Below are 20,377 nucleotides of genomic sequence, written 5' to 3'. Positions count from 1 at the left end.
CCTCGTGTCGAGGCGGCCGACGCCCAACCTCCGTAAGGTCGTGGATCTCCTCCTCGCCGGCGGTGTCGAAGCGACCCAACCCGACCGCACCGCCTACATCGAGCAGCAGATGGCCGTCGCCCGGTCCATGGGCGGCCTCCTCGAAGTCATCAGCGAACTTCCGCTGGGCAATCTCTGCTTCTCCGAAGCCCGCACCGAGGTGAAGGTCGCCCGCAATCGGCTCACCATCATCACCCTCGCCGGCCTGTCCCTGCCGACCGCCCAGATCTCGGTCGACCGCTACACCTACGCCCAGCGCCTGTCCGTCACCCTCCTGTACCTCGTGACCACCTACACCCGGCAGCTCGTCACCGACCCGATGTACACGGGGCCGAAGGCACTCGTCATCGACGAAGCATGGGCCATCACACAGACCCAGCAGGGTGAACAACTCGTCGCCGAGGTCGCCCGGCTCGGCCGGTCGCGCAACACCGCGCTGGTGCTCGTCTCCCAGAACGCCAAGGACCTCCTCGCCGAAGACGTCCGCAACTGCCTCACCACCATGTTCATCTTCCGCTCCGAAGACCCCACCGAGATCGGCGCGGACCTCGAACTCCTCCGCATCACCGACACCCCCGAACACCGGCAGGCCATCGCGACCCTGCCCACCGGTCACGATTCCGAATGCATCATGCGCGACATCCGCGGCCACGTCGGCACCATGCGGGTCGACATGGCCTACCTGCCCGACGTCGTCGCCGCCTTCGACTCCACACCCGACGATGGGTCGGGCCGCATCCAGGCCGCCGCCCGCCGCATCGTCACCGACACCGCCGGCCGCGTCATCACCCAACCGGGCTCCGGCACCCCGACCGAGCCACAGCCTGTCACGTGAGGTGAATCGATGAAGGGTCACCGGATGCCGGCGCTGACGCGACGGCTCGAAGCCGTCGACGTCGCATTTCTGAACGGGGTCGCCCGGGACGAGCGCAGGCGCACCCGCGCCGGCGTCACCGGGCTGCTCCTGCGCGGTGGGGCACGTGCCGGCATGACCTCCCGCCGATGGCTGCGGCGGGTCGCCACCCTCACCCTCGTGCTGGTGGCCGCCGGCGGACTGGTGGCGGGCGGCTCGCCGGCGCACGCCGAGTCGGAATGGAACTTCTGCGGCTGGCGGAAGTTGTTCAGCCCCGACCGGGCCAGCGACGGCATCGTGGGCGAACTGCTCCAGGAGGAGTACGTCAACCGGCGCGTGGCCGGTAGGACACCCAAGACCAACTGGGCCCAGTACGGTACGGCCGGTACCGACTGGAGCACGTTCTGGCTGGACTGTTTCGACACCCGACTGGTCGTGAACTTCGCGGCGAACGCGTTGTTCGGGATCGCCCGGGATCTGTCGGCACTCGCGATCGCCATCTTCATGTGGACGTTCAAGGGACTACTGCTCGACGTCTTCCTCGCCCCGGACACCAGGGTCGCCGGCGGCACGGCCACCCTCGACCAGATCATCCGGCAGGCCCACGTCAACGTCTACCTGCATCTGGCCGCCGTCGCCACCCTGATCGGCGCGTTGGTGATCGCCTGGAGGTGGCTGATCGGCCGCGCCGCCGCGTCGGAGGTACTCGGCAAGTTCGCCTGGATGGTCGTCGTCGCCGGCCTCGCGCTCGTCTACGGCGGGGTACCCGGCCCGCAGGGGAAGCCACAGGCCGCAACCGTTCTGAAGACCTTCAACGACTGGACCAACGAGATAACGATCGTGGTTCTCGCGGCATTCTCGGGCACCGACTGCGAAACGAACAAGGGGGTGAAGACCGGAAGTGCTGCTCCGGCCGGGGAGGAGGAGTCACGAGCGAGCCGCGACATGGCGCTGGAGTGCGCCGCCGAGAACTTCTACAACGTGACGATCTTCGTGCCGTGGGCGATCGGCATGATCGGCAGTTACGAACGCCCATTACCCAATCTGGACGGCGGCGGACCGGGCCCGCCGACCCAGGACATGGCTCTCGCCCAGCGGATCCTGATGCACAAGGCATACTCGTTCGACGACATCGAGGCGAACAAGGACCGTAACCGCAACGACAATCCGCGACGCTACACCGATGCGCGCACTTATCGCGGTAACGACTTCTCCGCCGACATCTGCAAGAACATCCCGGTGGTCGAACGGCCGCCGAGTTCGTTCTCCGGCAAGGCCTGTGACCGCGCCACGATGCGCCAGGAGGTCTTCGGCGCCGACGACGACCAGTTTCCCAAGTGGGGTGAGTGGAAGGACGTCGATGCCAAGAAGAACAAGAAGTACTGGGAGCACTGGAGCGGCGGCAGGGCCGACGAACGGTTCCAGATCGCCATTCTCGCCCTGATCGGTTCGTCGTCGATAGCGATCGTCCTCATCCTCGTGTCGCTCGCGTACCTGACACTTCAGGTCGGCACGATCATGCTCGCGCTGATGGCACCGGTCGCGTTCCTGATCGGGCTGATACCCGGATTCGGCGTCCAGGTGTTCCTCCGCTGGCTGGAACTGCTTCTGGGTACGTTCATCAAACGGATAGTGCTCGGGTTGTTCGTGGGCCTGTTGGTGTCCATCTACGGCGTCGTCCTGACCATTCCGATGCCATATCTCATGAAGCTGCTGCTGATCTGCACGATCGCCCTCTTCGGGCTGATCTACCGGAGGCGGTTCGCCGACGCGTTCACGTTGAACTTCTCCGGCAGCACCGCGTTCCATCAGGACGGCGACCTGGCGCGAAGGGCCGCCCAGCTGGGCGGGACCGCGACGCGGGTGACCGCGCGAAAGACCGCACGGATCGGCTTCGGCACGATCGGCGGGGCACTCGGCGCCGCCTACGCACGTCGAAATCCCCTCTACGGCGCCGTCCGGGGTGCGGTTCGCGAGGCCTCGCCCGATTCCCTCCGCAGTGTCTATGACTTCACGTCCGGAAGGCCGCCCCGTCCATGACGTCCCGATGGTCGAGCACCGACCCGGTGCGGCGGACGGCGTTCCTGTGCGTCGGCGGGGTGGTGGTGTTGCTGCTCGGCTACCTGGCCGTCCAGGCGGTACGCGGGGAGCGGGCGGGCGACCCGTCGCCGCCACCACCACCGACGGTGGTGGCCGAACCACCGGCCGACGTCGAGGTGAATCCTCCACCCGGACACGAGCAGGACGACCGGGCGCCGGTCGGCCCGGGCGGCTCGGTGTCGGTGCCACCGCGTCCGGGCGGCACGCCCGCGTTGCCGCTGTCGGCAGACCAGATGGCCGCGGCCTACGAGCACGCGATGTCCTTCGTGGAGGTCTTCGCCAACGCCCGGTGGGACGAGCCCGTCGACGCCCGGATCGCGAAGATCAGGCCGTTCGTCGCGCCGGCGGCTCTCGATCTGGTGTTCAGCCGGTACCAGCAGATCCGGCCGAGCGAGGAGAACCAGGAGACGTGCACCTACCGGATGGCCGCCGCGCGCTGGCTCATCATGGCCGACAAGCAGGGGACCCTTCTCGTCGAGGGCACCCGATCGGTGGAGGCTGCCGGCACGTCCCGGAACGAGTCGCTGGTGTTCGCGATCACGCTGACCCGCGAGACCGGCGCATGGCTCGTCACCACCGTCCGGGACCCGCGAGAAGGTGACTCCGGTGGCCGCTAGGTTGCTCCTCGGCGCGGCGGCGGCGCGCCGCCGCCCCGACACCGGCGGATCGGGGTCGTCGCCACTGCTGGTGCTGATGGTCGGCGCGACGACCGCCGCGATGCTTGTCGTGCTGTTCGTGTGTATGGCGCCCGTTGCCGGGGTCAAGCCCCCGGTCGGCCAGGGGGGAGCGGGAGGAAACGCCGACGGCTGCACCGCGGCGTTCAACCGGGCGAACTTCTTCCTCGCGAGGTGGGACCCCGATCCGGCCAAGCGGGACCAGACCAGGGACGAGTCGGCCGTGCCGGGTCCCGTGCCGGAGACCTACAACAACCGCGGACAGATGGTGCCCTATCTGCGGTACATGCAGACGGCGCAGGAGCAGTACGGCGTCCCCTGGTATCTGCTCGCGGCGATCTCGTGGCAGGAGACCCGGCACGGCGCCGACCCCGACACGTGGAACCGCAACCAGTCCTCCGACCACTCCTACGGGCCGATGCAGTTCATTCCGGCCACGTGGAAGGAGTACGGCGTCGACGGCGACGGCGACGGCAGGATCAGCGACGAGAGCGTCGGCGACCAGATCCACACCACGGCGTCGATGCTCAAGCGAACCAGGGTGCTCGAAGGGCTGCTCGGATTCAACTCCGCCATCGGGCGCTACAACCCACGCGACACCTATCGCAACGACATCCTGTTCTGGGCGTCGAAATACGACACCAACAAGGCCCTCGAAGACAGTGGAATAGTCTGCGACGGCTCGGACTCCGTCCTCCTCCAGAAGGTGACGGGGTTCGCGCTGAAACAGGTGGGCCGCCCGTACGTCTGGGGCGCGGAGGGACCGGACGCATTCGACTGCTCCGGCCTCATGTACGCCGCGTTCCAGACCGTGGGGATCACCGTCGCGCGGGTCGCGGCCGACCAGGCCGACGACGAGCAGATACAGATCGTGAAACGTAGACCCGTCACCGGGCCCGATGGCCTCATGCCCGGCGACATGCTGTTCATCGACAACGGCGACCACGATCCGATCAGGTACTCCACCCGCCTTCAGGCCCACATCGGGCACGTCGCGATGTACATCGGCGGTGGCGAGGTGGTCGAGGCGCACAGCACCGGCCGCGGGGTGATCCGGTCGACGTACAGCCCGTCGCGGTGGGCGACGGTGATGGGGGTCGGACGCGTCAAGGGCATCCTCGCCGCCGGTGGGCCGGACGGAACGTGGGCCCGCCCGGTGGACAACGCGGTCGTCACCTCGAACTTCGGTCTGCGGATCCACCCGGTGACCAAGGAGCGCAAGATGCACAACGGAATAGACCTCGGCGCCGGGTGCGGCACGCCCATCAATGCCGTCGCCGACGGCGTCGTCATCTTCGCCAGCGACAACGTCGGCGGGTACGGCCAGTACATCGTGATCGACCACGGCCAGAGCTTCCATACCGGGTACGGCCACCAGCAGGCCATGTACGTGTCGGCGGGGCAACCGGTGCAGCGCGGGCAGCACATCGCCGACGTCGGTGACAAGGGCGACGCGACCGGTCACTGCCACCTGCACTTCAACACCCTCACCGGTGCGGTCGCCGACCCCTGGGCGGGCAACTACGTCGACCCGAAGCCGCTGCTGGTGAAGCACGGCGTCAGCTACTGGAGCTGACCGTGCGGGCTGCGGCTGTGGTGCGGCGGGTGCGGCGAGTGCGGCGCCGGGTGGATGAGATCCGGCCGGCGCGAGCGCGTCCGCCGGTCGACCGGCACCGGACGTACGGGTACGCCGTGGTCGGTGTGGCGATGCTGAGCGCGCTGGCCTGGTGCACCGATCAGTCGCGGCTGGCGCTCGGATTCGTGGTGGCGGCGGCGTTGGGCGTGTTGTGGGTCGCCTGGACGGCGCACCGCGCGTTCATGACGACCGCCCTCGTGCTGGGGTGGTGGTTCCTCACGGCTCCCGCCGTGGCGCTGATCTCCGCCACCGGGATCGACGGTGCGCGGGCGTTGCTCACGGTCTCACCGGCCACCACGACGGTCGGTGTTCTCGGCGCGGTCGCCGGGCTGCTCGCGGTGCTGAGCCGGGAGCCCCGCCCGGCCCTGACGGTGGGGATCGCCTGGGCCACCAACACCTGCACCGTCGTGGCCGCCTCGTATGTGGTACCGACGGCCGGATGGATGGTCGGGTACGTGGCGACGATCGCGGTACTCGTCCGGCGCACCGGATTCCGGGCGCGCGGCCGCCGACGCGGGTGTCCACCCGGCGTGCCGCCGGAGCTCTACGACCTGCTGACCGCGGTGCCGGGCGGGTACGTCGGCGCGATCGCCGGACGGCCCGACCGGCCGGTGTGCGTGTTGACGGCGCCGTCGGGCACGTACAGCATCACCGCGCTGGTCGGCCGGGGCACCGTAGCGGTCACCCCACGCGGAACCCGCCTGCTGATCGACGGCCGGCGGCTGCCGAAGGTGCGGGTCGCGATCCACGCCGCCCGGCTGGCGCAGAAGCGGTTGCGGACACCGGTCCAGCCGGTGTTGGCGGTTCTCAACGCCGGCTTCACCAACGGTCTGACCCGGGTCACCACGGATGGCGAGACCGACGTGCTGGTGATCAGGGGTGACCTGCTGGCCGCCCGGCTCTCCTACGGATCACCGGTGCTGGCCGGTGGCCAACTTCGCCGGCTGGCGCGCCGGATCCGTGCCCACGCACCCCACAAGACAGCAGAACGGAGCGCTTCGTGAGACCGAACGTCAGCGTGAGCAGAGACCTGGATGACGTGGTGGTCACCGGGTTCGTCGCCGCGGTCGTGGTGGCCCCGATCGCATACTGTGTCGGCCTGGCGATCTGGCTGGCCGGTCAGCTGTCGGCCGTGCTCACCGGCCATCCCTGGCCCGATGTCCCTCCGGGTGCGGGCTTCCGGATCCTCGTCGCTCTGATCGGGGACCCCGGCGACGTGTCGGGTGCGTGGCCGGAGGCCGTTCGGGCCGGTCTCGGGCCGGACCGGCTGATCGTCGTGTTGAGCGTCCTTTTCAACGTACCGGTGATCGCGCTGATCGTGCTGGTCGGCCGGCTCGTCATCGACCTGAGGCGGCGCCGGGTCTGGCGCCGGTTCCGTCTAGGTTTCGCATCCCGTAGCGAGGTCGTCGAGCTGCTCGGCACCAGGGCACTGGTGGCGAAGGCACGCCACCTCCGTCCGTCCCTCCGCGGTTCCGGTCGCGTCAGGCCGGCCGACGTGGGCTTCTATCTGGGCCGTGACAGCAGGTCCGGTCGGAAGTTGTGGGCGTCGGTGGAGGACGGCATGGTCGTGGTCGGTGCTCCGCGTCAGGGGAAGGACGCCCATTTCTGCACGGCGAACATCATCGACGCGCCGGGACCGGTGATCGTCACCGCATCACGCAGCGACATCTTCACGACCACGTACGAGGCGCGCAGCAGGGTCGGCAAGATCTATGTGTTCGACCCGAAGAACTGGACCCTGTGGCCCGAGGTGCTGCGGTTCTCGCCCGTGCGGTCCTGCGACAACGTCGACGACGCGAAGAAGTTCGCCGATTACATGATGGGCACCACCGGGCTGACGGCCGAAGGGCACGACGGGCACGCTGTCCTGGAGGCCAAGTCGACGCTGCGCCACCTGCTGTTCGCGGCCGCGGTGGCCGACCGGACCATCCGCGACGTGTCCCGGTGGGCCGGCGACCCCGACAACCGCGAGCCGGTCGACATCCTGCGGCGCTACGAAGCTGTCGGTGTCGCGGCGCCCGGTTCCGCGGCCGCGGTGGAGCGGACGGCCGCAGTCGACTCCGACCACCGCACCAAGGTGTACTACTTCATCAGCCGGGCCCTGGGCATGTTCGCCGCGCCGGCGATCATGGACGCCTGCTCCGCCCAGGCCGCGGACGCGTTCGACATGACGGAGTTCATGGCCGGCCGGAACACGTTGTACCTGCTCGCCCGCGAGGGCCCGGGGAGCCACCTGGGAGCGCTCGTCGGACTGATCCTGGGTGATCTCGTCGGGCGGGCCCGCACCGCGGCGATCCGCAGCCCCGACGGCCGCCTCGATCCCCCGCTCACGCTGGAGCTCAACGATGTGGTGAGTGTGGCGTCGCTGACCGGCACGCCGTCGATGATGGTCGACCTCAGCGCGTTGTCGATCGCGGTGCACGTGTACCTCCAGGACCTCGCCTCCGCCCGCGACGCCTGGGGCGCCGCCGGCGCGAGCGCGTTGTGGAGCAACGCGACCGTGCGGGTGGTGCTCGGCGGCGGCGGACACTCCGACGACCTCAACGAACTGTCCAGGCTCATGGGCAGGACCGACGACCGCCGGGGCACCGTGGTTCGCGATGTGATGTCGCCCGAGGAGATCCGCACGATGAAGTTCGGCCGCGCGGTGGTCCTGGCCCGCTCGGCCCGCGCCGTGGAGGTCGAACTGACACCGTGGTGGAAGCGTCACGACGGTCGGGAGATCCGGCGTGCGAAGCGGCGCACCGAGGAACAGATCAGGCGCAACATCAGCTCGGCCGCGGCGAAGACCCGGGCCAGGCTGAACCTCGCCGCGTCGGCGGACAAGACCGAATCCGGGTGAGTGCAAGGGCTCAGGTGCGGGTTCGCGGCCTGGAGTCGGGCATCTGTCACTACGCCGCCTCGACGGCAACTTCGCAAAGCGCCCGTGCCGTTGGGCGACTGCCAGCGGCACGGGCGGCTCAGGATTGTCAGCAGGCCAGGTTGGTGCGCGACCAACCGGTGTAGTTGTTGTAGGTGCGGCAGCTGGTGTGCCACCGCTGGTATACGCGGCCACCACGGCACTCGCACTGGGCGTATGTGATGCCCCTGCCCCAACAGGGATAGCCACCGGCCTGATAGGTCGGGCCGCACTGGTAGGCGGCGTTCGCCTCGATGCGGGGCAGGAACAGGCCGAGAAGCCGGTCCCCCGCCCCGTGGGTCAGCCGTCCCATGGAGTTCACCAAACGCACGTGTTGTTCCTCTCGATCGATGGACAGAATCGCCGACAGCGAAGCACGCCGGTGCTTTCTTACTCCTCTCACCGTGTGGGTGACGCGAGTCAGGTGTGGGTCAGGTCAGGTATGGCACGGTCTAGCGTCATGACTGTCCAGGCCGTTGCGGTCCTTGTCGTGGGCGCGACCGCGGTGCTCAATCTGTTGCTGACCTTCGCGGTGCTGCGACGCCTCCGTCTGCACGCCGCGTTGCTCGAATCCATTTCGAGCGGTCCCGAAGATCTGGTCGGCCGGACCGTGCCCGAGTTCACTGTCCGGACGAGCGAAGGGGAGACGGTCAGCCGGTCCGACCTGGCCGGGCGCGAGTACGTGATCGGTTTCTTCTCCGCGACATGCGCGCCGTGCAAGGAACAGGCACCCGAGTTCGCCCGCCTCGCGGAGGCTCGTTCCAACGCCGCGTTGTCGGTCGTGATGGGTGACGGGCCGGGTGTCGACGAGTTGAGGGCCGCGTTGGTAGGCGTGCCGACGGTCGTGGTGGAGCGCGACCATCCGATCGCCGGCGAGTTCGGCGTCGACGGCTTTCCCAGCATCATGCTGGTCGACGCGGAGAACACCGTGGTCGCGGCGGGCGCGTCCGTGCGGTCGCTCGGCTGACCCGCCACAGTCGACGATGCGGTCGCGCGGGATCGGAATGCGTGTGCTGGTCGGCCACGCGGTCAGTGTCGGGGGCCTGAGCTGGCGCAGCGGACGACTCCTCGGCGTGCTCAACCTCGGTGCCATGGTGGTCAACGGGCTGCTGCCCGCTGCCGCTGCCTGGCTGACGAAGCTCGTCGTGGACGGTGTGGCAGGTGGCCGCCCTGGCGGCGCTCTCGTCGGTGTGGCGGCAGGCCTTGCCGGGATCGGCCTGCTTGCCGCCACGCTGCCGTACGTGTCCGGGTACCTTCAGGCCGAACAGGGCCGGCGCCTCGACGTGTGCCTTCAGGACCGGCTGTACACCGCGATCAACGGGTTCGATGGGTTGTCGCGCTTCGAGAGCCCGGCGTTCCGTGACCGGTTGAACCTGGCCACGCAGGCCACCGGCAATGCGATGTCCGCCGCCACCATGGGCATGCTCGGCCTGGTCCGCAATCTGATCACCTTGGCCAGCCTGACCGCGACCCTCTGGTTGCTCAGCCCGCTGATGACCGGTGTCGTCCTGGCCGCCGGTGTGCCGGCGCTCGTCGCGCAGATCTGGCTGAGCCGGCGCGAAATGAACATTCTCGAGCAGTTGTCGCCCGCCATGCGACGGCACGTGTTCTTCGCGACGATCTTGTCGGATGTGCAAGCGGCGAAGGAGGTCCGCCTGTTCGGCCTCGGTCGGCTGCTGAAGGGTCGGCTGCTGAACGGACTCCAGCAGGTACAGGCCGGCGAGCGTCGCTCCGAGCGGATCGCGATGGGTGTGCAGTCCTCGCTGGCGCTGCTCGCCGCGGTGGTGAGCGGCACCGGGCTCGTCTGGGCGGTGTACGCGGCGGGCAACGGGCAGCTCAGCGTCGGCTCGGTGTCCGCGTTCGTCGCCGCCGTAGCGGGCGCGCAGTCGGCGGTGGTGGGGCTCGTCGGTGACGTCGCCGGCGCGTATCAGGCGCTGCTGGTGTTCGACCACTACGCGGCCGTGACCCGCCTCCCCAACGACCTGACCGGTGAGCCACGCTATCCGCGGGCCCCACGGCTGCGTCGCGGTATCGAGCTGCGCAACGTCTGGTTTCGCTACGACGAGGAGCACCAGTGGGTGCTACGCGGCGCCAGCTTCGTCATCCCGGCCGGGCGGACGGTCGGCGTGGTCGGCCTCAACGGTGCCGGGAAAAGCACACTGGTCAAATTGCTGTGCCGGTTCTACGACCCGCAGCACGGCGAAATTCTATGGGACGGGGTGGACATCCGCGAACTTCCGGTTGTCGAACTGCGCGGGCGGATGAGCGTGCTGTTCCAGGACTTCATGGAGTACGACCTCAGCGCCGGCGAGAACATCGGCGTCGGCGACCCGGTATTTCTGCACGACGGCGGCCAGATCCGCCACGCGGCGCAGGAGGCCGGTGTGGACGAGACCATCCTCGGACTGCCGCACGGATACGACACCATGCTCAGCCGCGTCTTCGGACCGGAGCACGAGGGCGCGACGGGCGCGCAGCTCTCCGGAGGGCAATGGCAGCGGCTGGCCCTGGCCCGTTCCCTCCTCCGGAGCGGCCGGGACCTGCTCATTCTGGATGAACCGAGTGCCGGACTCGACGCGCAGGCCGAGTACGAGATCCACTGGCGGCTGCGCCGGTACCGGGCCGGTCATACCAGCATCCTGATTTCGCACCGGCTCGGCGTGATGCGCGACGCGGACCTGATCGTCGTGCTCGGTCAGGGACGTGTGGTCGAGCACGGCCGGCACGACCAACTCGTGGCGCTCGGCGGCGCGTACGCAAGGCTGTTCAACGTTCAGGCGAGTGCATACCGGATCGCCGGATGACCGGAGCGGCGGTTGCCGGCGCGTCTGCCGGTGTGCTGGCCGGTGTGCTGGTCGTGGCGGCCGTGCTGTGGTGCCGCCGGCAGTTCCGGATCGTCACCGTTGTCGGCACCAGCATGGCACCGACGTACGCCTCGGGTGACCACGTCCTGGCCCGCCGCCGGCCCGCCGGCGCGGTCCGCCGCGGCAGCGTGGTGGTGATCCACCCGCCGCCGATTTCGGGAGTGCTGCTGCCGCCGAGCATCAAGCGGGTCGCGGCGACACCGGGCGAACCGGTGCCGCCTGCCGTGCGGTCTGCCACAGGCGACGTCGTCCTGGTTCCGCCCGGTCAGTTTGTCGTCCTGGGCGACAACGTCACCAGCACCGACTCACGAACGCTCGGCTTCTATCCGGCCGAGGGGCTGGTAGCCGTTGTCATGTCGCGATTCGAACCACTCAGCGTTTTTGCACGACGTGCAGATCTTGCAGTTCGTGCGGATTCTGCGTACGGTGAAAGAGTGAGCACGGCTGGGGACCGCCGGGAACGGCGGCGGGCGAAGAAGCGGCAATCCATCAAGCTGGCCGCGGTTCGCCTGATCCTCGACCAGGGCCTCGACGCGTTCACCGTCGAGGCCATCAGCGAGGCTTCCGACATCTCCAACCGCACGTTCTTCAACTACTTCTCAACCAAGGAGGAGGTGCTCCTGATCATGGAGCCCTCCTGGTCGGCCAAGGAGTTGCTCGCGTTGTTCGACGCCCGACCGGCGGACGAGCCCGCGGTGAGGTCGATGCGGATGGTGGTCCAGGAGATCGCCGACTCCTTCGTGCCGGCGCCCGAAGATGCCGAACTGTGGCGGGAACTGTGGGCTCGCCACCCCGACCTGCTCTCGCGTGTCCAGCCGGACGGCGAGGAGGAGATCTTCCGGGTGCTTTTCCTCGCCGCGGCGAGGAAAACCGGAGTCGACCCGTGGCAGGACGTCTATCCAACCGTCCTGGTCACCACCGCGTTCTCGATCATCCAGTGGGCGGTGCGGTTCTCCTGGGTCCGTACGGACGGCAAGTCTGTCAACGAACTCATCGACGAGGCGTTCGACCTACTGGAAAGCGGCTTCAAGCACTGACCACCCGGCACCAGGCGACCGGACACCACCCGGTCGCCGGCCTTGCCTTGCTCAAACACCGTTCGTCCCACCCATGCACGCTGTCCGCTGCGCTGGGAGAACCATGAACCCTGTCAACGACTGCGGGTCCGTCGTACCCGCCGACATCACCGACACTACCGGACACAACACGACCGACGAAGCACGGGAGCCGCTGCGCCGGGGCTCGCTTTCCCTGGTGATGACAGCGGTTCTGCTGTCGACCTGTCTCGCCGCGCTCGACCAGACGATCATGGCAGCGGCATTGCCGACGATCGTCGGCCAACTGCACGGATTCGACGTTCTGTCGTGGGTGTTCACCGCCTACGTCATCACCGCAGGCGTATCGACACCGCTGTACGGCAAGCTCGTCGACATGTACGGGCGGCGACCGCTGTATCTGTTCGCCCTGATCACATTCCTGGCCGGCTCATTGTTTGCCGGAGTCGCCCAGTCGATGATGCAGCTCATTGTCTTCCGCGCCGTCCAAGGGTTGGGCGCCGGCGGGATCCTGGTGCTGTCGCTCGTCGTCATCGCCGATGTGGTCCCGTTCAAGCAACGCGGGAAATACATGGGCCTCTACGGCGCGGTGCTCGGGGTCGCGTCGATCGGCGGGCCGATCCTCGGCGGCTTCTTCACAGATCACCTCACATGGCGCTGGGTGTTCTTCATCAACCTTCCGCTCGGCGCGCTCGCGCTCGCCATCATGCTCATCGCATTGCGATTGCCCCGCAAACGAACCTCGCACCGCGTCGACATCCTCGGGTTCCTGCTGCTGGCCGGAACTGCCACTTGCGTCACGCTGTTCACCTCCTGGGGTGGAACCCGATATGCGTGGTCGTCGACGATGATCATCGGCCTCGCCGTCGCCTCGCTGGTTCTGTTCACTCTCTTCATCCTCGCCGAACGCACCGCGGTCGAACCGCTGATCCCGTTGCGGCTCTTCCGGAACCGGACGATCGCCCTGGCGTGCGTGGCGAACATGCTGATCTTCACGGTGGTCAACGGGGCCGCCACGTTCATGCCGATGTTCCTGCAACTGGTGTCCGGCCGCACCGCCACCGACACCGGCCTGCTGACCATCCCGATGGTGGCCGGGCTGATGTTCTCCTCGGTCGTCGGCGGTGGCCTGATCACCAAGCTGGAACGGTACAAGTGGTCGCCGGTGCTCGGCTGCCTGCTCGCGACGGTCGACACGTTCCTGTTCTCCACAATGCACCGGAACACCCCGTGGTTCCTGGTCATCACCTACTTCGTGGTGTTCGGGCTCGCCCTCGGTCTGGTCATGCAGCCGCTCACCCTCGGCGTACAGGCCACTGCGCCGGAGCAGGACCTCGGCGTGGCCACCGCAACCGCGGCGTTCTCACAGCGCATCGGTGGCGCGTTCGGGCTCGCCGCGCTCGGCGCGCTGTTCGCCAGCCGGCTGAGCGCCGAACTGGCGGTCCATGTCCCCGCAGGAGCCGCCGCACAGCTCACCGGCGCAACCTCCCAGATCTCGCCCGAACAGGTACGTGCGCTGGGGGAACCGCTGCGGGGCAACGTCCAGAACGCCTTCATGGACAGCATCAGCACCGTGTTCCTGTGGTCGGTTCCGGTGATGGCACTGGCATTCGTCCTCACGTTGTTCCTCAAGAACATCCGACTGACCGAAACGGAGGTCCGCAGCGAACTGGAGACGCTCGGCGTCTGAGCGGATCGCCCGCAGCCGTCCCTCAGCCCGATCCACCACGATCGGCACCTGTCCGAACGACTACGCGGCCCGGGTGGCGGCCCGGACGCCCACGTGCAGGTAGTCACCATCAAAGGTGACCGGCGTCGGCCGGGTGGAGTAGGACGGAAGCCCGGCGAACAGACGATCGGTGACCGGTACCAGGTCGATCTGGTACGGGCTCAGCACGCTGGCCAGCCCACCGGTTGGCGTAGCGGCCAGCAACAGCCCGCCGTCGTCGTTGGCGGTGACCGTCAGGTGCGTGCCGACACGCCGGTAGACACCGACGTAGCGCTCCACGTCGATGGGGGCGGGTTCAGCGGGCACCGTCACCGGCGCGGGCATGCTAATTCCACACAGTTCCCGCAGGAGATGCCCGAACAGTTCCTGGTAGAGCGTCCCGATCCGGTTGCTGTTGGCCAGTAGGACAATGGCAACCTGCAGGTCCGGCACGATCAGCAGGTACGCGGCCTGCCCGATGGTGTCGCCGGAGTGGCCGAACACCTGGTGCCCGTCCCAGTTCCACAGCATCCAACCCAGTCCCCAGTGGTCCACGACCGGGTTGGGCACCGCCATCTGTGGTTGGCGCATCTGCGTCAGGTACGCGTCGCTCAGCTGCAGCCGGGCGAAGGCCAGCATGTCGGACGCGCTGGCGCAGATCAGCCCGCAGGGCCCCTCGCTGCGCGGCGGTCCCCATCGCGTGGCCGGGCGGGGCGCATCGGTCGCACCGGTGGTGACGTGGCCCATCGCCGCCCGGAACCGGAGCGCATCCTCCGGCAGCGTCCAGGTGTGGGTCAATCCGAGCGGCTCGGCCACCAGCGCGGACAGGGCCTGGTCCCAGGTGGTGCCGGTGAGTACCTCGATGATGCGGCCGAGAATGGTGTAGCCGGTGTTGCAGTAGGACAGCGTGGCCCCCAGCGGATGGTCCTGGCCGAGGTCGATGCAGTCGGCGACGTACCGGGTCAGGCAATCATCGCCGCGACCGGTGTCGTGGAAGAAGTCACCGGCAATGCCCGAGGTGTGTGTGAGCAGGTGCCTCAGCGTGACATGGTCGGTGACAAAGGGATCAGCCACCTTGAAGTCCGCCAGCACCTCGACGACCGGCGAGTCCAGACGCACCACGCCCTGCTCGACCAGTCGCATCACCATCGTGGCCGTGTACGCCTTGGCGATCGAACCGATCTGGAACAGCGAATCGACCGTCGCGCCCACGCCGGTACCGGTGTGCAACACCCCCGTCGCCATGGTCTGTACCTGATCGCCGACGAGCACACCCAGGCACGCGCCAGGCACCTGGTGGCGACGAACGACCTCGTCGAACCGTCCCTGGTCGAGCACCACCGACGCGCCATCCATCGAAGAGATCCCCTGCACCGGATGAGTCTACGGGCCACCGCCACGCAAACAGTCGCCTCGTGGTCGGCAAGACGAGGATGCGCCGTCGAAAGTCAGGTGGGCGGGGCAGGATGTCGGGGTTGGTTGCCGGCCCGGAACTGGTGCCAGAAGGCCGCGTCGTCCTCGGCCTTGGCTTCCTGCCTCGCCGCTGCTGCGGCCCGGAATGGCTCGATCGCTTCCGAGACGTGCCCCTGTTGGATGAGGAGTTTCGCCAACTGGGTGGTGCTCCAGGCATCGTGCTGAGCGCGGCGCAGCACCGTGATGGCCTCGTCGGGCCGACCCGCCTCGACGAGGAGGTCAGCCAGTTCCGTGGTCAGGTAGGGGACGTCGCGCGCGGCGGCGATCGCTTCCTCGATGCGGCCGCATTGGGCAAGCACCCTCCATCGTTGGACGCGTAGTTCCGACCACATGTCACCGTGGCGCGCCGCAACGTCGTCGACGGCGGCGAGTGCCTCGTCGGGCCGGCCTTGGCTGATCAGGAGGTCGCACAGCAGGGTGAGCAGGCATTCGTCGTCCGGTGTCGACCTCAGGATCCCGACTGCCTCGTCGACCCGGCCGTGTCGGGTCAGCAACTCGGCCAGAACTGCCGCTGCGTTCGACGAGCCGCCATCCGCGAGGGGCCGCAGCACCTCGACCGCCTGATCGACCCGGCCCTGTTCCTCCAGCCAGACGGCGAGAGGCCAAGCGGCGCCGTCGGCTTCGGCGGCGAGCAGGCGGAGTTCCCGTTCGCGGCCGTGCCGGGCAAGGATCTCCGCGAGGTGTTCCACATGGTTGGCCGACGCGTCGCCGCTGCGCAGGCGTGCCCGCAACACTGCCACCGCGTCATCTATCCGACCCTGCCGCTCCAGGACCGCGACCAGCAACGCCTCGGTGTTCGGCGGCAGGTTCGGCCAACGACCGGCCCGATGCCGGTCTGCCTCGATGCGCTCCCGTAGCAGCGAAGCGACCTCCTCATCGCGACCGGTGCCGGCGGTCAGGGCGACCAGCGCTTCGGCGTAGACGAAATCGGCGACGTGCGGACCAAGCAGCCCGATCACCTCATCCGTGCGTCCTTGCCGCGCCAGCAACGCCGCGAGTCGCGTCGCGCCGTACGGGCCGCCCGCCGTCAGGTGACGACGGACGAGCTCGATTGCCTCGTCCGTGCGCCCGCACTCGTCGAGGACGCCGGCAAGGCTTTCCACCGCTTCCCAGTGACCGTGGTCGGCGAACGGACGAAGGACAGCCAGCCCGGCGTCCACCTCGCCCCGCGTCACCAGCGCCTGCGCGAGCGGCCGAGCACAGTGCCAGTCACCATCCTCGGCACGCAGCCGCGCCTCCTGGAATCGGCCATGCTCCACAAGAGCCAGGGCCACCTCCGGCGGAAGCCAGCTGTCGGATGCGCACGTCCGGCACGTCGAAAAGGGTCCGGCCACAGCGACATAGTCCGGCATCAGCGTCAGCGGCGGCGGGTCGCCCGGAACGCCGCGATGAAACCGACGACGCTGAGACCGACGATCAGGGGACGGCCGGTGACCAGCGCACCGACGAACGCGATGGCCGGTCCCCCGAACATCAGCACGACGAACAGCGACCACCGCCGCCGGCCGCTGAACCACAGCCGGGCCGACCGGATCCGCACCGACCGCGCGAACGAGCGCAGCGTGGTGCGCAACGCCTTCCGGCGGGCCGGTTTCGGCACGCTGTCGGGATCGCGCGGCGGCAGGTCGACGATCGCGGCCGGCGCGACCGCGGCGTCGACGGCGGCCAGCGCGCTGGCCGGGACCGGGTACAGGCTGGGCTCGATCGCCACGACGATCGCGTCGTGGCCGATGAGCTGGCGGCCGCCGTCGGGGAACCGGAGCAGGGCCGCGCACTCCTCGAACAACACGGTGACCGGGCCGGCGGGGGTGTCGATACTGACGCCGTCGCCGCCGTGGACGAGCACGACCCCGTGGTGGTTGCGGGACCGGTGCCGCTTCCCGGTGACGGCGAACCGCGACATCGTCGGCGCCGCCTCGAACCCCGCGGGTGGACGCGGGACCGACTCGGGAACCATGAGCAGCGCGGACCGGTCGACCTTGCGCGCCACCTTGCGGACACGGTCGACGGTGAGCGTCTCGACGTCGGCGATGAGCTGTTCGGTGGTGGTGCCCGGCAGACCGGCGAGCAGGTCGACGGCGCGCCGGGGCAACCGGTTCGCCTCGACGTCGGAGGAGCGCAACTGCTCCAGGATCAACGCCCGCACGGCGTCGAGCTCCTCGACGGCAACACCCGTGTCGCGCAGCGCGTGGAGTTGGCCGAGGAACGCGTCGAGGACGGCGTCGACGTTGTCCGGCTGGGCGTCGGCGACGGCGGTGACCGTGGCGCGGGGCCGGCCGTCGGTGCTGTAGTCCGCCGAGGCGGTGTAGGACAGGCCGCGCTCGTGCCGCAGTTCGCGGAACAGCGCCCGCTCCAGGAGCTGGGCGTAGGCGATCGACGCCGCGCCTCTGGACACCGTCGCGTCCAGCAGGACGGCGTTGGCGCCGGCGGTGAAGTACGCGGGCGTCACCGGCAGCGCCGACGACTCGGCGGGCAGGGCCCGACGCCCGCCGTCGGGCAGGTCGAGACGCAGCCCCGCCGGGATGTCGTCGCCGGCCACCCACAGCACGGCGTTCCCGCGCGTGAACCGCGTGGCGGCCCAGTCCGCCACCTGCTCGGTGGTCAGGGTGTGTATGCCGAACTCGGGGTAGCCGGTGAGCCCGTAGTCGCGGGCGCCGTGCCGCCACAACGCGAGCTGGTCGGTCATCGACCTGCCGCGACCGGACGCCTCGGTCTCGATGATCTTCTTCTCGGTGGCCAGCCGCGCGGTCGGCAGATCACGGAGACTGGCGCAGACCCCGTGCAGGAACGCGACGACCGCCTCCGGCGTGCCCTGGGTGAGGAAGCTCGTCGTGGTGACGCCGGTCGTGCCGTTGTAGTGGTAGTCGGCGACGCCGTGCCGGTGCAGCGCCAGATGCTCGACGAGGTGGGTGATCCCGCCGGTCGCGAGCGTCTCGTCGGCCCGGCCGACCCGGAACACCAGACCGGCCCGCATCGGACCGGTGGTCTTGGCCACGAGGGTGGGAACGCCGTCGACGTCTTTCATCGGACGCCCACCGCGCGACGGGCCTGCCGGAAGTCCGACTTCCACAGTCCGCTCTGCGCGTCCCACGGATAGCTGTTGACCCGGTTGCCCATCGCGGCGAAATGGACGGCGGCGCTGTCGGGCGCGGCGGCGTGGAACAGGTCGAACGCGAAGACCGAGTGGGCGCCGAGCCACCCGTGCACCGGCCGGAAGTCCGGATGGAGAACGCTGCGCGCCGCCGCGGCGGCCACCTCCTCCCGCACCTGCGGAACGGTGAGGTGCCGAGCGACCCCGGCATCGTCGTCGTCGAGCGCGATCTCCGCGTGCGCGGCCGCGACGTTGGCGGCGCCCAGTTCGCCCGGCTTCGCAGATTCGGCGCACTCCCGCGCGAACGCGAGGACCGCATCGACCGATCCGCCCCACTTCGGGCACAGGGTCTGCAGCAGTTGGCGCTGCGCGCCGTACGGCGCGTCGCAGAGCTCGGCGGCCCGCTCGTACCGCCGGCGTCCCTCGTCCTGGCCGAGGCTCAGACCGCGCGCCGCCGTGACCCGCTCGCTCCACGCGGCCGCGTTGAACGGGTCGATCGCGGTGGCGTCGGCGAGGAGACCGTCGGCGCGCCGCAGGTGGTCGTGGAAGACCCGCCACTGGTCGCCTTTGACGTACTTCGCCCGCGTCGCCCCGCGGGCGTCCCACGCGGTGACGATGAACCGGGCACCCAGCAGCGTGCGGGCCAGCGACGAGTCTCGTTGGGTGTCGACAACCCGCTGCAGGAACCGCTCCGATCCGGCAGTTTCGGCCACCACCCGGACGGCCGTCGACCGGTCGGCGCGGGCGGGGAAGCCGCCGAAGTGGGCCGAGACCGCGGCCCAGTCGCTCCGCCGCACGGCCGCGCGCAGCGGCGCGAGGTCCGGATAATGCTCGATTGTCTTGGTTCGCAACGGAACGAGGGACGACAAGGGGCCGATCACGCGCGTCATCGTACGGCCACCCGCCGACGGATCGAAGCGGGTATCGAGCCCGGCCCGGACGGCGGTGAAGCCGGGATGAAACAGCGGCGTGTGATCCTGCACCGGATCTGGCGAATCGGTGCGAGGGGGCGTGAATACGACATGGCTGTTGAGGTTTCGCGATGACCGACACAACGGTCCCCGCCCGGGCATCGCTGACGCAGCGGTGGCCGACCGGACTGGCGCTCGTCTCGGCGGTGGCGGCGATCGTCCTGCTCGACCACACGGTGGAACAGTTCGGTCCGCTCGTCGTGACGATGGCCGGGATCTACCTTTTGACGTACGCCCTCGGCCCGCCGTTGACGGTGTGGCCCGCCTTCGTCGCGCTGAGCATCGTATTCGGGGTGCTCCGGGCGCTGGACGACCTTGACGCGCTGCCCGCCGATCCGGCTGTGGTGATGACCGGCGTCGTGGTGCTGCTGTGGCTGTGGACCGTGCTGCGGCGCCGGTTCACCGACGGATCGACGTTCCGGTTGCAGACCGCCGGCCTGGTGGGCTTCGGCGCCGTCACGCTGCTGTGCGCGGCGATCGCGCCGCGGTGGGGGCTGGCGTTGGCCGGGATCGGGTGGCTGGCGCACGGCGCATGGGATGCGTACCACTTCGCGACGAACAAGGTCGTGCACCGCACGTACGCCGAGTTCTGCGGCGTCATCGACGTGGTGGTCGGGCCGGCGCTGATCGTCGTGGCGCTGGTCTGATCGAGGGACCGAATGACAGGGAGTTGCTTGCTATGCCTAAAACGATCACCCGCGACGAGTTGCGGGCCGCCATGAACGCCGGAACCGTGACCGTTGTCGACGCGCTGCCGTCCGGTGCGTTCCAGCGCCGGCACCTCCCCGGAGCGGTGAATCTCGCCGCCGAGGAGATCGACCGGGCACCCGAGCGGCTTCCCGACACCGATGCGCCGATCGTCGTGTACTCCACGGACTCGGGCTGCACCCGCGGCCCGGAGCTCGCCGACCTGCTCGACGCGCGGGGCTACACCGACGTGCGCAGGTACGTCGACGGGATCGAGGACTGGGTCGGCGCCGGGCAGCCGATCGACACAGCCTGAGCTGATCGGCG

The 20,377-nt window shown here is 69.0% G+C and carries 17 protein-coding genes; 12 read left to right on the top strand and 5 right to left on the bottom strand.

Annotated features, from left to right (window positions below):
- The 6 genes from Vau01_RS32070 to Vau01_RS32045 all read left to right on the top strand — a co-directional run.
- A partial coding sequence (locus tag Vau01_RS32070) for an ATP-binding protein (RefSeq protein ID WP_204000370.1) occupies nucleotides 1-874 on the top strand: 874 nt, incomplete at its 5' end.
- A gap of 9 nt (nucleotides 875-883) precedes the next feature.
- On the top strand, nucleotides 884-2,932 hold the full coding sequence (locus tag Vau01_RS32065; protein ID WP_204000368.1) for a hypothetical protein: 2,049 nt from the start codon (nucleotides 884-886) through the stop codon (nucleotides 2,930-2,932).
- Nucleotides 2,929-3,609, top strand: coding sequence for a hypothetical protein (locus Vau01_RS32060; protein WP_204000365.1), 681 nt, complete (start codon nucleotides 2,929-2,931; stop codon nucleotides 3,607-3,609). Before Vau01_RS32065 ends, Vau01_RS32060 begins: the two co-directional genes overlap by 4 nt.
- Nucleotides 3,599-5,242: a peptidoglycan DD-metalloendopeptidase family protein gene (locus Vau01_RS32055; RefSeq protein ID WP_204000362.1), complete on the top strand. Its 1,644-nt coding sequence runs from the start codon at nucleotides 3,599-3,601 to the stop codon at nucleotides 5,240-5,242. Before Vau01_RS32060 ends, Vau01_RS32055 begins: the two co-directional genes overlap by 11 nt.
- Nucleotides 5,243-5,244: 2 nt before the next feature.
- Nucleotides 5,245-6,306, top strand: a complete 1,062-nt coding sequence (locus Vau01_RS32050) for a hypothetical protein (protein WP_204000359.1) — start codon at nucleotides 5,245-5,247, stop codon at nucleotides 6,304-6,306.
- Complete coding sequence (locus Vau01_RS32045) at nucleotides 6,303-8,144, top strand: type IV secretory system conjugative DNA transfer family protein (protein WP_204000356.1); 1,842 nt, start codon at nucleotides 6,303-6,305, stop codon at nucleotides 8,142-8,144. Before Vau01_RS32050 ends, Vau01_RS32045 begins: the two co-directional genes overlap by 4 nt.
- Before the next feature lie 127 nt (nucleotides 8,145-8,271).
- Here Vau01_RS32045 and Vau01_RS32040 read toward each other — a convergent pair whose 3' ends face one another.
- Nucleotides 8,272-8,514, bottom strand: coding sequence for a hypothetical protein (locus Vau01_RS32040; RefSeq protein ID WP_204000353.1), 243 nt, complete (start codon nucleotides 8,512-8,514; stop codon nucleotides 8,272-8,274).
- Nucleotides 8,515-8,661: 147 nt separating this feature from the next.
- Between Vau01_RS32040 and Vau01_RS32035 the strand changes: the two genes are divergently transcribed.
- The 4 genes from Vau01_RS32035 (at nucleotide 8,662) to Vau01_RS32020 (ending at nucleotide 13,810) form a co-directional block, all read left to right on the top strand.
- Nucleotides 8,662-9,168, top strand: a complete 507-nt coding sequence (locus Vau01_RS32035; RefSeq protein WP_204000351.1) for a TlpA family protein disulfide reductase — start codon at nucleotides 8,662-8,664, stop codon at nucleotides 9,166-9,168.
- Nucleotides 9,169-9,205: 37 nt separating this feature from the next.
- On the top strand, nucleotides 9,206-11,005 hold the full coding sequence (locus Vau01_RS32030) for an ABC transporter ATP-binding protein (protein WP_239152006.1): 1,800 nt from the start codon (nucleotides 9,206-9,208) through the stop codon (nucleotides 11,003-11,005).
- On the top strand, nucleotides 11,002-12,102 hold the full coding sequence (locus Vau01_RS32025) for a S26 family signal peptidase (protein ID WP_204000347.1): 1,101 nt from the start codon (nucleotides 11,002-11,004) through the stop codon (nucleotides 12,100-12,102). Before Vau01_RS32030 ends, Vau01_RS32025 begins: the two co-directional genes overlap by 4 nt.
- Before the next feature lie 103 nt (nucleotides 12,103-12,205).
- On the top strand, nucleotides 12,206-13,810 hold the full coding sequence (locus Vau01_RS32020; RefSeq protein ID WP_204000345.1) for an MDR family MFS transporter: 1,605 nt from the start codon (nucleotides 12,206-12,208) through the stop codon (nucleotides 13,808-13,810).
- A 60-nt stretch (nucleotides 13,811-13,870) separates the two neighbouring features.
- On the opposite strand, the gene Vau01_RS32015 is transcribed toward Vau01_RS32020, so the two are convergent.
- From Vau01_RS32015 to Vau01_RS32000, 4 genes are all read right to left on the bottom strand, one after another.
- Nucleotides 13,871-15,202, bottom strand: coding sequence for a serine hydrolase domain-containing protein (locus Vau01_RS32015; RefSeq protein ID WP_204000343.1), 1,332 nt, complete (start codon nucleotides 15,200-15,202; stop codon nucleotides 13,871-13,873).
- Nucleotides 15,203-15,276: 74 nt separating this feature from the next.
- A complete protein-coding gene (locus Vau01_RS32010; protein ID WP_204000340.1) occupies nucleotides 15,277-16,653 on the bottom strand; it encodes a tetratricopeptide repeat protein in 1,377 nt (458 codons plus the stop codon).
- A gap of 5 nt (nucleotides 16,654-16,658) precedes the next feature.
- Nucleotides 16,659-18,326, bottom strand: a complete 1,668-nt coding sequence (locus tag Vau01_RS32005; protein ID WP_204000338.1) for a M16 family metallopeptidase — start codon at nucleotides 18,324-18,326, stop codon at nucleotides 16,659-16,661.
- A complete protein-coding gene (locus Vau01_RS32000) occupies nucleotides 18,323-19,273 on the bottom strand; it encodes a hypothetical protein (RefSeq protein ID WP_204000336.1) in 951 nt (316 codons plus the stop codon). Before Vau01_RS32000 ends, Vau01_RS32005 begins: the two co-directional genes overlap by 4 nt.
- 161 nt (nucleotides 19,274-19,434) lie before the next feature.
- On the opposite strand from Vau01_RS32000, the gene Vau01_RS31995 reads away from it, so the two are divergent.
- Both Vau01_RS31995 and Vau01_RS31990 read left to right on the top strand, forming a co-directional pair.
- Nucleotides 19,435-20,010 (top strand): hypothetical protein, encoded by a 576-nt coding sequence (locus tag Vau01_RS31995; RefSeq protein WP_204000334.1) that lies wholly within the window; start codon nucleotides 19,435-19,437, stop codon nucleotides 20,008-20,010.
- A 32-nt stretch (nucleotides 20,011-20,042) separates the two neighbouring features.
- Nucleotides 20,043-20,366, top strand: coding sequence for a rhodanese-like domain-containing protein (locus Vau01_RS31990; protein WP_204000332.1), 324 nt, complete (start codon nucleotides 20,043-20,045; stop codon nucleotides 20,364-20,366).
- Nucleotides 20,367-20,377: the final 11 nt, after the last annotated feature.

The organism is Virgisporangium aurantiacum, assembly GCF_016863635.1.
Classification (GTDB): Bacteria; Actinomycetota; Actinomycetes; order Mycobacteriales; family Micromonosporaceae; genus Virgisporangium; species Virgisporangium aurantiacum.
This window is presented reverse-complemented; position numbering and strand designations above follow the sequence as displayed.

Coding starts and splice junctions, on each gene's coding strand:
- Vau01_RS32020 (WP_204000345.1), top strand. CDS start 12,206: ATGAACCCTGTCAACGACTGCGGGTCCGTCGTACCCGCCGACATCACC.
- Vau01_RS32040 (WP_204000353.1), bottom strand. CDS start 8,514: ATGGGACGGCTGACCCACGGGGCGGGGGACCGGCTTCTCGGCCTGTTC.
- Vau01_RS32060 (WP_204000365.1), top strand. CDS start 2,929: ATGACGTCCCGATGGTCGAGCACCGACCCGGTGCGGCGGACGGCGTTC.
- Vau01_RS32005 (WP_204000338.1), bottom strand. CDS start 18,326: ATGAAAGACGTCGACGGCGTTCCCACCCTCGTGGCCAAGACCACCGGT.
- Vau01_RS32010 (WP_204000340.1), bottom strand. CDS start 16,653: ATGCCGGACTATGTCGCTGTGGCCGGACCCTTTTCGACGTGCCGGACG.
- Vau01_RS32030 (WP_239152006.1), top strand. CDS start 9,206: ATGCGTGTGCTGGTCGGCCACGCGGTCAGTGTCGGGGGCCTGAGCTGG.
- Vau01_RS31995 (WP_204000334.1), top strand. CDS start 19,435: ATGACCGACACAACGGTCCCCGCCCGGGCATCGCTGACGCAGCGGTGG.
- Vau01_RS32025 (WP_204000347.1), top strand. CDS start 11,002: ATGACCGGAGCGGCGGTTGCCGGCGCGTCTGCCGGTGTGCTGGCCGGT.
- Vau01_RS32065 (WP_204000368.1), top strand. CDS start 884: ATGAAGGGTCACCGGATGCCGGCGCTGACGCGACGGCTCGAAGCCGTC.
- Vau01_RS32035 (WP_204000351.1), top strand. CDS start 8,662: ATGACTGTCCAGGCCGTTGCGGTCCTTGTCGTGGGCGCGACCGCGGTG.
- Vau01_RS31990 (WP_204000332.1), top strand. CDS start 20,043: ATGCCTAAAACGATCACCCGCGACGAGTTGCGGGCCGCCATGAACGCC.